The sequence below is a fragment of the Paenibacillus mesotrionivorans genome (assembly GCF_046098205.1).
Classification (GTDB): Bacteria; Bacillota; Bacilli; order Paenibacillales; family NBRC-103111; genus Paenibacillus_AR; species Paenibacillus_AR mesotrionivorans.
In genome coordinates this window covers 1-15,102 of sequence record NZ_JBJURJ010000009.1, presented here as the reverse complement: position 1 = coordinate 15,102, position 15,102 = coordinate 1, and the positions used below count along the sequence as shown (strand labels likewise).

At 54.7% G+C, this 15,102-nt stretch carries 11 protein-coding genes and 1 pseudogene; 2 read left to right on the top strand and 10 right to left on the bottom strand.

Annotated elements, in window-relative coordinates; all coding sequences use genetic code 11:
* Window positions 1–71: 71 nt before the first annotated feature.
* The gene (locus tag ACI1P1_RS14675) at window positions 72–2,387 is read left to right on the top strand and encodes an ATP-binding protein (protein ID WP_416217157.1); all 2,316 of its coding nucleotides are present in this window, start codon (window positions 72–74) and stop codon (window positions 2,385–2,387) included.
* Here ACI1P1_RS14675 and ACI1P1_RS14670 read toward each other — a convergent pair.
* The 10 genes from ACI1P1_RS14670 to ACI1P1_RS14625 form a co-directional block, all read right to left on the bottom strand.
* Entirely contained in the window at window positions 2,356–2,967 is a 612-nt protein-coding gene (locus tag ACI1P1_RS14670; RefSeq protein ID WP_416217156.1) for a hypothetical protein, read from the bottom strand. The two genes, ACI1P1_RS14675 and ACI1P1_RS14670, sit on opposite strands and share 32 nt — an antisense overlap.
* Window positions 2,957–3,559, bottom strand: a complete 603-nt coding sequence (locus ACI1P1_RS14665) for a TetR/AcrR family transcriptional regulator (protein ID WP_416217155.1) — start codon at window positions 3,557–3,559, stop codon at window positions 2,957–2,959. Before ACI1P1_RS14665 ends, ACI1P1_RS14670 begins: the two co-directional genes overlap by 11 nt.
* Before the next feature lie 100 nt (window positions 3,560–3,659).
* Complete coding sequence (locus ACI1P1_RS14660; RefSeq protein WP_416217154.1) at window positions 3,660–4,586, bottom strand: aromatic acid exporter family protein; 927 nt, start codon at window positions 4,584–4,586, stop codon at window positions 3,660–3,662.
* A gap of 174 nt (window positions 4,587–4,760) precedes the next feature.
* A complete protein-coding gene (locus tag ACI1P1_RS14655) occupies window positions 4,761–5,660 on the bottom strand; it encodes a glycoside hydrolase family 43 protein (RefSeq protein ID WP_416217153.1) in 900 nt (299 codons plus the stop codon).
* A gap of 484 nt (window positions 5,661–6,144) precedes the next feature.
* Window positions 6,145–7,800, bottom strand: coding sequence for an MGH1-like glycoside hydrolase domain-containing protein (locus ACI1P1_RS14650; protein ID WP_416217152.1), 1,656 nt, complete (start codon window positions 7,798–7,800; stop codon window positions 6,145–6,147).
* Between the two features lie 95 nt (window positions 7,801–7,895).
* Window positions 7,896–9,230 (bottom strand): ABC transporter substrate-binding protein, encoded by a 1,335-nt coding sequence (locus ACI1P1_RS14645; protein ID WP_416217151.1) that lies wholly within the window; start codon window positions 9,228–9,230, stop codon window positions 7,896–7,898.
* Between the two features lie 84 nt (window positions 9,231–9,314).
* On the bottom strand, window positions 9,315–10,154 hold the full coding sequence (locus ACI1P1_RS14640; protein ID WP_416217150.1) for a carbohydrate ABC transporter permease: 840 nt from the start codon (window positions 10,152–10,154) through the stop codon (window positions 9,315–9,317).
* Window positions 10,155–10,156: 2 nt separating this feature from the next.
* On the bottom strand, window positions 10,157–11,071 hold the full coding sequence (locus ACI1P1_RS14635) for a carbohydrate ABC transporter permease (protein WP_416217149.1): 915 nt from the start codon (window positions 11,069–11,071) through the stop codon (window positions 10,157–10,159).
* A 78-nt stretch (window positions 11,072–11,149) separates the two neighbouring features.
* Window positions 11,150–12,760 (bottom strand): response regulator transcription factor, encoded by a 1,611-nt coding sequence (locus tag ACI1P1_RS14630; protein ID WP_416217148.1) that lies wholly within the window; start codon window positions 12,758–12,760, stop codon window positions 11,150–11,152.
* Window positions 12,760–14,583 carry a sensor histidine kinase gene (locus ACI1P1_RS14625; RefSeq protein ID WP_416217382.1) on the bottom strand — a complete coding sequence of 608 codons (1,824 nt, stop codon included), beginning with the start codon at window positions 14,581–14,583 and terminating at the stop codon, window positions 12,760–12,762. Before ACI1P1_RS14625 ends, ACI1P1_RS14630 begins: the two co-directional genes overlap by 1 nt.
* A 336-nt stretch (window positions 14,584–14,919) precedes the next feature.
* On the opposite strand from ACI1P1_RS14625, the pseudogene ACI1P1_RS14620 reads away from it, so the two are divergent.
* A pseudogene (locus ACI1P1_RS14620) lies at window positions 14,920–15,102 on the top strand (IS110 family RNA-guided transposase); the annotation flags it as partial.

The window sequence follows — 15,102 nt, the reverse complement described above, 5'->3', positions numbered from 1 at the left end:
TTTCTATTGGTGAATGCGAAAGAAGATGATATTCTTGTGGGAGCATACTAACAGAAGGCAGGAAATGGACGATGTGGAAGCGCAATATCATGCGGGCAGTGATGATTTTTTTTATAGCGTATCAAGTCTGGGCTTTGTTCATCGTGTTCAGGTATCCCTATATCGGTATAAACCTGGAGCAGGACAGCAGCGGCCATTGGATTATAGAAAGCTTAAATGAAGGAAACATCGCCAAAAACACAGAGATTCAAGCAGGAGACCGGATCATCTCCATTAACGGCAAAGAGCCGGATTCCCATCCGTTCGTTCATCTCTGGCGTACCATGGACCAAGTCGATGATTTCGTTGTCAACCGGGATGGAAGCCTCCTGACAGTGAATGTGCGAGACATGCCGCTTCTTTCCTCGGATGATACCATAAGTTTTCTTGCGGAATTTGTTAGTCTGCTGCTTGCGGTCATTATTTATAAACGTGTGCGCAATTCGCCATCCGCCGTGTACTTGTCAGCGGTTTTTTTGGATATTGCCTTCATTTTCATGAGTCTCGCCACCTCCATCCGGGGAGAGCCCTCAGGCAAGTTTTTAATCACTACTTTTATGATGCTGATGCCAGCCCTTTTTCTTCATTTCTTCAATGCATTCTTGCAGGAGAAAGGCTCTTACGGATTTCCGAACAGCTTGGTAAGGGTGTATCTTTATATCATTGTCCTTCCTGTTGTTCTCAATGCCTTAACTTTATTTACAACTATGCACACGGTAGAACTGTATCTTTTCAGTAGAATTTCCACACTGGTCATCAGCGGACTTGGCGTCATCGGCTGCCTGACGCTTCTGATCCGCTCCTATGTTAAGCACCGTAGGGAAAAAAGCCCGCTGGCCTTTATTGTAAAAGCGGTTTTTTGGGCGTTGTTCTGCTCCGTGGCTCCGGTCATTCTGCTTTCCTTTACACCCATGGTGCTATTGGGCTATGAATTGGCAAATTCCCTTCTAATGAGCTGCTTTATCTTCATATTCCCGTTGACCTTTGTGTACCTGCTGGCTACACGGAGGCTCTACGATATTGATCTCATCAGCAGACGCATGTATTTCACTACGGCTATCGCTTTCCTGCCCAGCCTTTTGTTTATGGGGCTGATCAAGCTTTTGTTTGACGAGACTGCTACCGGGGAACAGCTGGCTTTGGTGTTTTTTATCCTGCTGACCGGGACCTCGTTCATCCTGTATTCTCTGGAAAATCTGACAGCCAAACTGGAGCCCACCCTGTTTCCGCGCAAGTACCGGCTGCAAATGGCGTTAAAAAAGATATCCCGCAATCTGGGGACCATCTCCAGCTTCCAGGAAATGCGGGAGATTATACTGAAGGATATCGCTGAGACACTGGAGGTGCGGGGAGCAGCCATTATGCTCCGTTCCCAGAGGGAGACGGAAATGATCACAGTGGGGAATGTGGATGAAAAACTGGCGGAAAAGCTGATCGAGGAGGATTTGCCGGAAAACGGCCCCTATACCTGCTTTGAGATTACACAGCAGGAGGATTTCACCGCTTATCTGATTGTAACCGAAAAAAATACCGGCACCATACTTGGGCTGGAGGAGGTCCATTGGCTTCAGTTGATTCTCACCTACCTGGCTGTTTCCCTGGAGAATGTGCAGCTGATCCGCATGCTGGACAATAAAATCCAAACCCTCTCCTCCCTGGTTCCCAAGGAGGAGGACGCGGAGAACATCCGGTGGTTCCGCAAGCTGATGTTCAGTCTTCAGGAAAAGGAACGGGTCCGCATTGCCATGGATATTCATGACAGCACCATGCAGGATCTGTTCTTTCTGAAACGCAGGCTCCAGACGATCCACTCCCAGCATATGCTTACGCCTGAGGTGCAAACCTCCTTGGATGCCGCCGCCGATTTTATTGATATGATCAACGCGGGCTTGCGGCAAAGCTGCTTCGAGCTTCACCCATATATGCTCCGGGATATCGGGCTGGTGGAAGCGTTGAACAAGCTGTTCCATGTGGAGCGGGCAACCGCTGAATTTAAAATCGAGTTTTCCGTTATGGGCACCCAGTTGATCGAGAAGCAGGGGCTGGAGATGAAGCAGCATCTATTCCGGATGATCCAGGAGCTTTTGAATAACGCCAAAAAGTATTCACGCGCCTCCGAAATTGAGTTTGTGCTGCAATACCGTGAGAGTTTTGTTGAATTGGAATATTCCGATGACGGAGTGGGATTTGAGGAACGGCAGCCAACCGTCCGGGAAATCGGCTCCTCCGGCCAAGGCTTAGAACAGTTGAAAAGCAGAGTGCTGTCCCTGGACGGCAGCTACGAGCTATCCACCTCTCCGGGCAAGGGGGTCCGCTTCAGCGCCCAAATACCCGTGAGCGCTGCATAAAGTGCCAAGCAGACAGGGCCATCACCGGTGCAAAATACACGCACCATCCCATCAGAGCATAAATCCCTCCGTTGCCGCCGCTGCCTTCCGGGAAAACATCAAGTGTCGGCATTACCACACAGACCGGGAAAAAGAGGCCGTGGAGCATCAGCATCCACTTCAGTGCTTTATCCCCGGGGGCTATTGGCATCATGGAGAGCCCGATCAGGAAAGTGGACAGCGCCATTAGTCCGTATCCGAGAAGATCCAAACCAAACATCCAGCTTCCCTGCTGGAAACGAAACACCCGGAGCACCTCCTGGCCTGCCGCATCCTGCGCCACGGTAGTCAGCTGAGTATAATAAACCAGGTTGGTCAGCAGAGAATACACAGCCGCAATAGCAATCCCTGCTCCTGCAACACCTTTCCGGTCTGCCGGAGCCTCCTGGGCAAGTGCACAGGCCGTGCAGATATAGGCCCAGCTCAGCACCAGGCAGGACCAATAATTCAAGCCGTCGTTTACGATGACGAGTCCTATCAGGAACAATACCGTGCAGACCAGTGCAGACAACGATGAAATCAACCCGAATTTATGATTCATGGACATCACTCCTAAATAAGCGTTCCGCCATCCAGCCGATAAAGCGGTCGCGCTCCTCTTTGTTTTCCATATCATATCCGAACAGCTCCCGGCTCTGTTCCTTCCTCAAAAAAGCCGACTGGATAAGGGCGGTTAAGGCAAAAACCGCTGTTTTTACGTTCAGAGCCGCTGGGTTGCCGCTGCTGCTTTTTCCCCCTTGCCAGGCAGCAGAAAATCCCGCCATGGTCAAGGCGGTATTATCCTGCAGTGCAGGCTGGGTCAAGTCGCCAAGAATCGAAATCCGCGAGATAGCCGGATTGGCCGCGAGGAAATCGGCGACCTGTCGCGCCACAGCCGTGATCCGTACAAGCGGGCTGTCAGCCGCGGCCACGGAAGGCCGGAAATTCTCAATAACACCGGTAATGATCCGCTGGACACAAAGCTCCACCAGTCTTTCCTTGGTCTGAAAATGATAATGAATCAGACTAATACCGATTCCCGTCTTTTCGGCGATCATCCGGGTGGTAATCTCTCCGATATCACCGCTTCCCTGCTCAATAAGCTCAATAGTGCTCCGGATAATCCGTTCCTTCATTTCCTCCGCTTTTTTCATCTTCCTCTCCTTTCCCAAAAAACTGATCATTGATCAGTTTTAGAGTAACATGAAAAGCCCTCCTTGTTCAAGAGGGCTTTAAGCCGGGGGCCGAATTTTGCTACAGCGTCTCAATAAACCGCTCCAGCTCATTGGCCACGGCATACAGGCTGGCCCGGTTCTCGAATTCGTCCCGGGTTACCGGCATGGGGAGCAGCTTATGGAATTCCCGGATGCTGCGGAGCTTCTCTCCGAGATGGGGCGAAGGAATCCCGCCGCTCATATGCGCGTTCATTTCTTCGATGAGCTCCCCGATCCGGTGGCCCTGCTCCATCTGGATGGAGATGCCGGAGACAGCAGGCAGCATCCGGTCGAGAATTTCGTACTGCCGACGCTTCAGGCCGAAATAATGCCGGTAGGAATTGTCCTTGCGGTGCAGGCTGTTTTCGTCGTCGAGGACAGCCAGCTCGGAGGCTTTGCGCAGGGTGTCCCCCAGAAGCAGCAGTTCCTTGCCGTCCCAGGAGGTTTGCCCTTCCTTCAGATACAGGGAAATTTCCTTCAGAATAGCGGCAATAAGACCGTCCACCTGGTCCTTATGCCGGTTCAGCTCCTTGTCGATGCTGGGCATATACCAGTTCACGGCCAAGGCCACGCCGAGACCGATGAGAATGACGCAAATTTCGTTCAGGAAAAAGCTCCATTCCCATTGCCCATGCATGTAAACATGCATCACGATAACGATGCTGCTGGCAATTCCCTGGTGGATGCCAAGGCGCACCGTCAGCGGGATAAAGAACAGCAGCAGAACCAGAAAAGTATACGCCCCGTACCCGATGGCTTCAAACAACAGCGTAGAGGCGAACAGGGAAATTAAGCAAGCAAAGAGGCGGCTCAGGGCCGCCTGAAAGGATTGTTTGCGGGATTTCTGGATGCAGAGCAGGGTCAGGATTCCCGCCGCGGTAAAATATTGCAAGCCCAGCGATTGGGCGATAAAGACGGATAAGGCTACGCCAATGGCCGTTTTTAAGGTGCGAAAGCCGATTTTCATATGCTCCCCCGGTGGTGTTGTGGGTTGTCAGACACGCCTAATTGTACACGTGCTGATCAGGGCGGTCAAACAAAACCTCCTGCCCGCCGCCGGTTCGGAAGCCCGTCTGCGAAGGAAACGGCCGCGCTGCTTAAGCCTAAAGTGGCGGCCACACTTGGGAGTCCGCGGAGCTGCTCATCCCTCCCGCAGCAGCCTCACGGAGAGTCCTCCGCCGCTTCCTTCCGCAACTGGAAGAAACAGCGGCCGCTCCTCCGGTGTCCGGTTAGGCGCATGCAGCGCCAGCATCAGCTCTCCGCCGAAGGTGCGGAACAGCATGCCGTGCCCCCCGTTTTCCCGGTACAGCGGCTCCGGCTGATGGACCCAAGGGCCCATAATTCCGCCGCCGGGAGATACGGCCACCCCTTGGGCATACCGGTTGCCGGAGAAGCTGGCCCACAGCATCAATAGCCTTCCCTCCTCGTCCCGGTGCAGAAACGGACCGTCCGTCACATACACCGCCCGCTCCGGTGTGGATTTGGAGGCCAGCCGCTCCGTCCAAGGAGCCTGGGAGGCGCTGAACAGCCGCACCGGCTCCCCGGCTGCACCCCTCAGATCGGGATTCAGCCGCATGGCGCAGATCTCCCCGTCTCCCGTTTGCGTCCATTCATGGCAGAAAACCATCCACGGCTCTCCGACCGCATCCACATGAAGAGTTCCGTCCAGACAGGCCCACTCCGCAGGTGTAACAGGTCCGCTGCTGTGGGGCAAATACGGTCCTTCCACCCGGTCGGCAGCCAGAATGGCGGTGCCCAACAGCTCATTATCCGTCCTGCGGAAGGTGGCCAGCATATAGAAGCTTCCCTTGTAGGAATGCACCTCTGGTGCCCAGAAATTACGTTTGGCGAAGAAGTTCTCATCCGGGCGGAAAGCGGGGAACGGCCCCTCCCACTCCTCCAAATCCCGGCTGGTGTACAGATCGAAGCCGGTTCCTTCTCCCCAGATATTCTTGTCCGTGCTTCCAAATAAGTAATATAATTGCTTTTCCTGAACCGGAAACACAAACGGGTCGCGAATTTGCAGGTCCTTATTCTTCATGGTCCTCTCCTCTTCTACTGATTCGGCTTGGTGGTGGCAGCCGGCTTATGGGGAGTTATACGTTGGCGCTGCCCCCATAGGCAGGTGTGCCCGGTATTTTCACTTTGGCGATGACTGTTTGGTTATGCCGGATTCTAACGGAACTCAGAAGCCCTTAGCCGTTGAAAACGGGATTGCTCGGATTCTAACGGAACTCAGAAGCCCTTAGCCGGGCTGCAGACATGCTGGATGGCCCGATTATGCTTCTAAGAGCCGCTCAGTTCCGTTGCAGGGAAAAACACCGGATTTTTCGTCTTTAAGAGTCGCTGAGTTCCGTTAGCGCTGGGCGGTCGTCGGTAGCGGGTCGGTACTCTGTATTCGATGCCAGCGGTCGGCACTTGGCGGACAGCCCACACGAAGTGCGATGCCAACATTAGCCGCCCTGCGCTCCAGCGGGCCGCAGGCAATCCTGCTGCCCGCTGAACGTCCTCGTGCCAGACTAGGCTCAAAATACCGGTGCAACCGCACCGGGGCTTCTGACGCTGATGAACCGCCCCTCTTTAAAAGCCAAAACCTCATTGGGGCCTGCGGATACGGGGAACCGCCTCCCTTGGTATACCACCTCCCCGGACACGGGAGCATGAAGCAGTCCTGCCACTTCCACCAGCTCCCCCGACCGGTCCGTCACCACCCGGATCCCGAAGGGGAACCGGATCAGTTCCCGGCCATTACGGCAAACCAGCGCTTCCTCCCGGGTCACGGCCAATTCAAACTCAGCGCCGTCCACCGTCCGGCTGTACCCGGTTTCCCCCGCCACCTCCTCCCCATGGTCCAGAGGATAGGGCAATAAGCCGTTAAACCACAGGTTCCCCTCCGGCCGGGGAACAATCCCGCACAGCCGCTCCACAAAATCCAGCACACCCAGGATCGCCGGGGAATAGGCTTCCGTATAACCCTCCGCCCCCGTCCAGGGGCTGAGCACCTGGGGAAACCGCTCCATCCGGGCCATAGCCGACACAATCGGCTGCAGCACCCAGGTCAGCTCCACATAACGTCCGTGATGCTCGAAGGCGTGGGGGGCGCGGATAATCGCCAGAAAGTTGGACGGTCCCGCCCAGCTGTTATAGCTGGAGAAGGGATCAAAGCGGGGATCATCCATCGCCACGGCCGTGAACGGGTATTTGGCGAAGAATTTGCGGGTATTCAGGAGATACCCCTTCAGCGCTTCTTGGAAGAAGGCGTCATCTCCCACCTCACAGGCCAGCACCCGGAGCAGCACATCGGATTGAACCCGGATGAAAGCGCCGCTTTGATCCACATCATAGAAGAATTGGTCCCCGCCGTCATAACAATGCCGGAACAGGCTGTCCAGGGTCTCTTTCGCCTTGGCCCGCCACCTCTCCGCCTGCTCGCTATCCCCCAGCTCCTCGGCCATCCGGGCCAGATACAGCCGCTGGCAGTAGGTATGGGACGTCATGTCCGGGGCCAGCAGAGGCAGAAGCGGAGAAGCGGGATCATATTGCTTGGGATCACCCTGATGGGGAGTGTCCGGGATATGCCAGAAGCGGGGAGACAGATCATGCCCAGTATCAAAAGCACAGAAGGCCTCCACGCAGCCACTGCCCCGGGTATTGCGCCAATCCGCCAGCCATTGGTCGAAGCGGGCCAAGGCCGTCATCATTTTGCGCAGAAAATCGGAGGGACGTCCGTTAAGCTGATAATGATTCCACACGGAACGCGCCAAAGGCGTCACCAGCTGAATCTGCCGGAATACGGGACCGGCCTCGGTTATTTTGTAGGGGATCAGTCCGTCCTCCCGCTGGCCGTCGGCGAAGGCTTCATAGGTTCGCCCGGATACCGAGGGCAAAAACCGGGACAAGAGTTCGGCATTGATGGTGCCGGTGCTCTCCAGCCAGCAGCCCCGGTACACACCGCCCTCGTGAAGAATCGGCCCGCGATCCCAGGTCGGGACAATACAGTCCAGCAGCTTGCGGAGGGCATGGTAATAGACCTCCTCCAGCCTGCCTGTCGAAGCGGCAAATTTCACCCCGCCCCGCTTCCATTCCTCTACCGCCTCCACATCCGAGGGTTTGCCCGGCTCACCCAGCCGCTCCTCCACATTTATCGCCCGCAACCGCTCCAAAACGGACTCCACACCCATGCCTCACGCCTCCTCCAGCTTTTTTCTCGTACAAACAAGGGCCGCAGCCAGCCGCCGCAGCCCCGTTGTCCACCACCGCCGAAGACTCTGCGGGGTTACTTGGTATTATTATTGAAGATCTTGACCGCCCCGTTGTAGAAATCCTCTACACCCTTCTTCACATCCTTGCGGCCAAAGGCAATTTCCTGCACAGTCGTATCCACCAGCTTGGAATATTCCGTGAAGCCCGGAGGGTTATAGCTGATCTTGGCAGGCTCTTTTTTGCTGGCCTCGGATACCCGGTTGCAATAGTCATAGATGATTTGCTCCACAGGGGACGCAGTGGTCTTGAGCAGATCCCGCATGGCCGTCGTAACCGGAACACCACGGTCATTGCCAAGAATCTTGGCGGCATCGGGGTCATTGATCCAGAAGTTCATCAGCAGCGCCACTTCCTTGGGATATTTGGTTTTGGCATAACCCGACAGACCCTGGCTGGATTCGAATACCACACCGGTCCCTTTATCCCCACGGGGCACTTGAACCAGAGTCAGAGCATCCTTGGTCAGATTCTGATGGGCCACCAATTGGTTGGAGGCAGTCAGCCCCATAGCTACCTTGCCGGTAACGATCAGGGATTTGCTGGTATCTCCCGGAGGATTAGATACTTGCAGCTCGGGGGTGACAAGACCTCCCGCCTTGCGCAGATCGCTCCAGTAGCCAAACCACTTTTCCACATCCGCCTTTTCGAAGCCCAGAGCGCCCTTATCCATATCGTACAAAATCTTGCCGTTCTGCTTCAGGTAAATATCCATGCCTTCATTGGTATAATCATAGGTACCGTAATAATCCTTGCCGAGCTTGGCGGCAATTTCCTTGGAGATACGAGCATAATCATCCCACGTCCAGCCGTCCTTAGGGATATCCAGCCCCGCTTTTTTGAAGGCTTCCGTGTTAACGATAATTCCCCGGGCATTGGCCCCGGCAGAAACGTGCAGCAGCTTGTTTTTGAAGGTGCCGTAGGTAATCATGGAAGGGTCCATATCCGTTGTATTCAATTCCTTGCCTACATAAGGGGTCAAATCCAGGAGGACATCCTTATTCACATAATCCACCACATTGCCGCCCAGGAAGAAAACATCCGGTGCCGTTCCCGAAGCAATCTGGGTATTCAGCTTGTCGAAATAGCCGGAGCTGGGGGCAAACTCGCCCACCACCTTGATATTCGGATTCTTCTCCTCGAATTTGCGCAGGGCTTCATTGGTTTTGTCGGCCCGCTTCTGATCGCCCCACCACATAATCCGCAGCTCAACCTTTTCTGCCGGTTTCCCGCCGGCTGCAGCCGTACCTGCCGGTGCCTGGGATGCGCCGGAGCCGCTGCTGTTGCCCCCGCATGCCGTCATAACCAAGGCCAATGCCGTCAATCCGCTGATTGCCAAAGCTTTTTTCATGATGGTGTTCCCCCTATTAAAATAGTGTATACCATTCTTGCCGGCTTTACTTGCCCAACCCCTGCGCACTTCTTTATGGGTGACTCATTTGAGCCCTGTAGTGGCGATTCCCTCCAGAAAATACCGCTGGAAGGAAAAGAAGATGGTTAATACGGGTACCAGGGACAGCACGGACATGGCCAGCAGCGCACCCCAATCGGATTCGCCGGACGGATCGAACAAGGAACGGATACCCAACTGTACGGTAAACAGATCAATTTTGTTCAGATAGATCATTTGGCTGAAAAAATCATCCCAAGACCACATAAAGGTAAAAATCGAGGTGGTGATCAAAGCCGGAACCAAAAGCGGCAACACAATCCGGAAATAGATTTGCCCCTGTCCGCATCCGTCAATGGTGGCGCTTTCGTCCAGCTCCTTGGGAATTCCCCGGATGAACTGAACCATCAGCAGAATAAAAAAGGAATCATGCGCCAGCCACTTGGGGACAATAAGCGGCAAATAGGAATTGATCCAGCCGAAGTAGTTGTAAATGATATACTGGGGCACCAGCGTAACATGATAGGGCAGCATGATGGTGATGAGCATCAGGCCGAACCACAGCCCCTTCAGCTTAAAATCCAGTCTGCCGAAGGCATACGCAGCCAACGAGCAGGTGATCACATTGCCCAGCACCGCCATAATGGAGATGAAGGCCGAATTGGCGAAGAATCTTCCGAAGGAGACGCCCTGCAGCCCCCGCCAGCCGTTTCGGTAATGCTCCAGCGTAAATTCCTTGGGCCAAAGACTGGTGTCGGTGAAAATCATACTGTTGGGCTTGAAGGAGCTGGAGAGCAGCCACACGACCGGATACAGCATCAGCAGGCCCAGCGCGATAATCACAAGATGCCGAATAGCTTTGGAATAAACCGTTTGATAGGCCATGTTCAATGCCCCTCCTTGCCGTCGCCGTAGAACACCCAATACTTGGAGGTTATGAACACAATCGCCGTAAACAGACCGATAATGGCCAGCAGAATCCAAGCCAGGGCGGATGCATAACCCATGTCGAAATACGAGAAGCCCTTCAGATACAGATACAGCGTGTAGAACAGAGTGGAATCAATGGGTCCGCCCCGCCCGTCGCCGATAACATAACCGGGAGTGAAGACCTGGAAGGAATTGATAATGGTCATCAGCAGATTGAAGAAAATCACCGGCGACAAAAGCGGCAGGGTAATCCTAAAAAATTGCCGTGTTTTCCCCGCTCCATCCACCTCGGCAGCCTCGTACAAATCCGCCGGAATTTGCTTTAATCCCGCCAGGAAAATCACCATGGCCGAGCCAAATTGCCATACCGCCAGGGCTACAATCGCATAAATCACATAACTCGGATGGGCAATCCACGAAGGCCCCTTGATCCCGAAAACACTCAGAAAAAGGTTCACCAGCCCGTCGCCGTCGAACATTTTCCTCCACACAATGGCAATCGCCACGCTGCCTCCCAATAGGGAGGGCACATAATACACCGTACGGTAAACCCCTAGGAGCTTCAGCCCTTTGTTCAAGGCCATGGCCACCGCAAGAGCGAAGGCCAACCGAAGCGGAATCGCCATCAGCACATACTTGAAGGTCAATACAATGGAATTGACGAAGGACTGGTCGTCGGTAAAAATGGTTTTGTAATTGTCCAAGCCGTTCCACACAGGCGCATTCAGCAGATTGTATTTGGTAAAGGATAAGTACAAGGAGCCCAGCATGGGTCCCAGAGTCAGACAGAAAAATCCCAGCAGCCATGGAAGCAAAAACAGATATGCTGTGCGGTTCTGGCGCCAGATCGAGGACTTTGCCGACGCTTTCACATTCGCCACCTCTTTCTCGAAAAAAGCCGTATGCTGTTTACATAACCAGCATACGGCTTTTGCAGAGGAAGCTGAATCTCATTTTTTCGGCTGTTGATCTTCACTTTTTTCATGTTGCCGGGCCTGCCGGTAATCGGAAGGAGATACTCCGTATTGACGCTTGAATTTAGTGCTGAAGTAGCTGGCATTGGCAAAACCCGTCAGCTCGGCAATATCCCACAGGGATAAGGGGGTCTCCTCCAGCAGCCGGACCGCCTGGGAGAGCCGCACCTCGGTTACGTATTGGACGAAGCTCTTGCCCATCTTGGACTTGAACAGCTCGGAAAAATACGAAGGGTGATAATTGAAGTGTTCGGCCAGCATGGTCAGCGTCAAGTCATACATATAGTTATCCCGGATAAACTGCTCCACCGCCCGCACCAGCTTCCGGTCGGGATCGGCACTCTCCTCCTTGGGCTGGTTCTGTGTGAACCGGGCCAAATCCGCCAGGAACTGCTCCGCCTTGTCGATGGTGCGCAGGCCCAGAGCCAGCTCCGGGCTGACCCATAGAGCATTGCCCGTTTCGTTATGGACGCCGGCCTGCACGGCCACGGCTTCGATGAGCATATAAATCTGGAAGATCGTTTTGACAAAAGCGGACCGGGAAACAGAGAAGGACTGGGACAGCTCCTTCTTCACCGTTTCCCCGAACACCCTCTCCTCCCCCTTCAGCAAATATTGGCGGAGAAGAGCCGCCGTTTCCTCCGACAAGGAGGCGCTTGTGTCCCCGGCGGCGGTTTGTTGGCCTGCCGGCTGCGTGTCCTGGAGATTCCAGTCCAGAAGAGCCGACAGGTATCCTTCCCGCCATTCCTTCAGCCCCTCTGCCGGCTGTCCGGTGCCCGCCACCGGCTCCACCCGCAGATGCTGCCGCAGGCAAAGCTTCAGCCCCTCCACAAACCGGGCACAGTCCTCCCCGGTTCCCGGCACAATAAAGTGCATCAGACCGGGATAACCGGCATCGAAAAATACCAGCGCCTCCTCCTCTTGCCCGCCTCCGTATTCCCGGCATAACAGCTGAAAGGGCAGGCTCAGCTTCTCCGGAGAACGCTCCCGGGAGACCTCGGTCTGCTGGCGCTCCCTCATTCCTGCCGAGACGAACCGGACCGGACGGTTCTCCCAGGTGTCCAGCTCGAAGAGCTTGGCCCTGTCCCTGACAGCTGCCCCCGGCATTCCCTCAGCCTTGACCGCTTGTAGAATGTAATGCTCCCGCATCTCGGCATAATATTGGGAGAGCTTCCACTCCAGCAGCGCCTTCTGGCTGGTGGTTCTGCTGGACTCCTCCAGCTCACCCGCCACTCTGGCCAATGCCCCGTTCAGCTCATCTCTTGCCACCGGCTTCAGGAGATAGTCCTTGGCCTGGCTCTGAATGGCCGCTTTGGCATAGTGAAAATCCTCATACCCGGTTATGACAATCAGCTTCAGCTCAGGATACTGCTCCCGGCATTCCTTTAGGAAGGTAACCCCGTTCATCATGGGCATATTCATATCGGTGATGACAATATCCACTTCGCCGGCAGCCAGCCACTCCATAGCCTCCGCCCCGTTGCCCGCCTCTCCGGCCAGCTCCAGTCCAAGCTGCTGCCAATCAATCTTCATATTTAAGCCAAGCCGGATATCCGGCTCATCGTCCACGATCAGCACCCGGTACATCAGGCCATTCCCCCCTCTTCCGTTTGCATGGCGCCCTCTCCCGCCGGCAGGCACAGCTCAATTACCGTACCCTGCTCAGGCTGTGACTCAATCCGGTAGATAAACCCGGAGCCGTAATATAGGCTGCAGCGGGCCAACACATTGCGCAGGCCGATCTGCCCACTGTTGTTCAGCACATCGTTCAGCCGGGAGCGGGTGGCTTCCTCCTCCAGTTGGGCGGCGAGCCCGTCGGGCAGACCGGGGCCGTTGTCCGCCACCATAAGCCGCAGCCGTCCGCCCTCCACCTGAACGCGGATGCGGACATGAGCTTGAGCCTGGCTGGCGAAGCTGTATTTTACCGCATTTTCCACCAGAGGCTGCAGCAGAAACTTGACGATAAACCGTCCCTCCGGCTTTCCTTCCACCTCCAGCTGAAGATCCAGACGCTCCCGGAAACGGATGGAGAGGATGGAGATATAATGGCGCAGACAGGAAAGCTCCTCCGTCAGCGGAATTAAATCCTCCTTGCTGTTCAGGGAAAACCGCAGCATTTTGCCTAGCGATTCAATCACCTGCACACTGTCCTCTGTCCGCTTCTGCATGGAGAGGCTGCTCAGCAGCTCCAGTGTATTAAAGAGAAAATGAGGGTTCATCTGCATCAGCAGCGCCTTGTACTCCGCTTGCTGGCGCAGGAGCTTCAGCTCAAATTCGGTTTTGATGTGCTGGCGCAGCTGCAGCACCATGTTGCGGAAGCTGGACACCACAAAGCCTACCTCATTGCGCACCGTATTCTCCTCCGGAATGCGGCTTTCCGCCAGGGCAAAATCTCCCGTCTGGACATACCGCATGGCCGACGTCAATCGGGAGAGGGGTTTGGTAATGCCAACCGATAACCAGGTAGCCAGAAGAATGGCGGCAATCAGCAAAAAGGAGGAGAAAATGATAACCGTAGTGCGCAGGGTGTACAGCTGGGCATACAGATCCCGTTCAGGGACCAGCCCCATCAGGAGCCAGCCGCTTTGCTTCAGCTTTTTGTAGACCAGAATATCCGTATCGCCCTGATCGTTCTTCAGATAAACGACACCCTCCGTAGGACCCCCGGTATTCTGGCGGATGGCTTCAACCTGGCGGAGCGCCGTTTTTTTGCTCTCGTACAGCTCCTGGGATAGAATCGGGCTGCCCTCCCCGTCCAGCAGGAAGATGGTGCCGGTTTCACCCAAGTGAATCCGGCTCAGCGGCTCCAGGAAAAAATCCTCGCTGACATTAACCTTCATCACCGTTCTGGCCTTGGAGGGCTCCAGCACCCCAACCGGCAGAAGCAGGCTCAGCACCTGATAAGGCCGGTCGCGCCGAATCTCCACCTGGTCCGTATGGGCGGACACCCAATGCCTGCCGCGGCCCATAAAGTCCTTGTACCAGGCGGTCTGCACAAAGCTGCGGTCCCAAACCACCTCATTGTCCTCGCTGACGATCAGCCCCTCCTCCCTATACAGGGAGACGGAGGAGATGCCGGAGTAGCTGTTGACGGCGTGGGTCAAAAATTTGCTCAGGCTGATATTGGCCAGCATCTTCTCCCCTTCCGAAAGGGTGGGATCGGTGAGGGATGAATTCCAGTTTTTCGTTTCCTCGCTGTTAAAAACCAGGGAGGAAATATCATAGACCTGCAGCGCCGCCATGCTGATGAAGGAGCCGTATTCGTCCATCTTCTCCAATGCCGAGGTTTCGATATAGGAGCGAATAATCGCCCGGGACTGGCTGAACAAAAGCAGGGACATGGTGCCGAAGGACAGCACCAGCAGCAGCACAAAAAAAGCGATCAGTCTGTTTTTAAGGGAATAGAACAATGCTGTACCCCCTCTCCGGGCTGTGAAATCGCTTACCACTTCAGGTGCAAGCCCATATTTAGCCATAGGATGCCCGCCTCAAGCAGGAATCTTCCGCCTGTTCTCCTATTATAAAAGATTGGCCGCGGTATTCAAGGCTTATTGGAGGGGGCGAGGAGTGCAGGAGAAGCGCTAACGTATCTGTAAGGCGTTATTTGACTATAAGTGGGCATAGTTAAAATCTAGCTAAGATGAACGTAAACAAAGGGCAGCCCTCCAAATTGCTACTGTCGTAGGTTAAAATGGAAAGTGACCACCACCCATTTCAGAGCTACATAGCAAAGGAGAGCTGTTACTATGCATTCTACCACAAAATTTATCGGTTTGGATGTCTCGAAAGAAACCATCGCCGTCGCCATTGCTGAAGTCGGCCAAGAAGCTCCCCGGTATTATGGAAGTATTGCGCATACGCCTGCTGCGTTACGAAAACTCATCCGTGCTCTGGGCTCCGTCGAAACCCTTTCTTTTTGTTATGAGGCG

What these genes read in the sequence shown, in the direction of transcription:
- ACI1P1_RS14645 (WP_416217151.1), bottom strand. Translation starts at nt 9,230, where the DNA reads ATGAAAAAAGCTTTGGCAATCAGCGGATTGACGGCATTGGCCTTGGTT.
- ACI1P1_RS14665 (WP_416217155.1), bottom strand. Translation starts at nt 3,559, where the DNA reads ATGAAAAAAGCGGAGGAAATGAAGGAACGGATTATCCGGAGCACTATT.
- ACI1P1_RS14630 (WP_416217148.1), bottom strand. Translation starts at nt 12,760, where the DNA reads ATGTACCGGGTGCTGATCGTGGACGATGAGCCGGATATCCGGCTTGGC.
- ACI1P1_RS14675 (WP_416217157.1), top strand. Translation starts at nt 72, where the DNA reads ATGTGGAAGCGCAATATCATGCGGGCAGTGATGATTTTTTTTATAGCG.
- ACI1P1_RS14655 (WP_416217153.1), bottom strand. Translation starts at nt 5,660, where the DNA reads ATGAAGAATAAGGACCTGCAAATTCGCGACCCGTTTGTGTTTCCGGTT.
- ACI1P1_RS14640 (WP_416217150.1), bottom strand. Translation starts at nt 10,154, where the DNA reads ATGGCCTATCAAACGGTTTATTCCAAAGCTATTCGGCATCTTGTGATT.
- ACI1P1_RS14670 (WP_416217156.1), bottom strand. Translation starts at nt 2,967, where the DNA reads ATGAATCATAAATTCGGGTTGATTTCATCGTTGTCTGCACTGGTCTGC.
- ACI1P1_RS14650 (WP_416217152.1), bottom strand. Translation starts at nt 7,800, where the DNA reads ATGGGTGTGGAGTCCGTTTTGGAGCGGTTGCGGGCGATAAATGTGGAG.
- ACI1P1_RS14660 (WP_416217154.1), bottom strand. Translation starts at nt 4,586, where the DNA reads ATGAAAATCGGCTTTCGCACCTTAAAAACGGCCATTGGCGTAGCCTTA.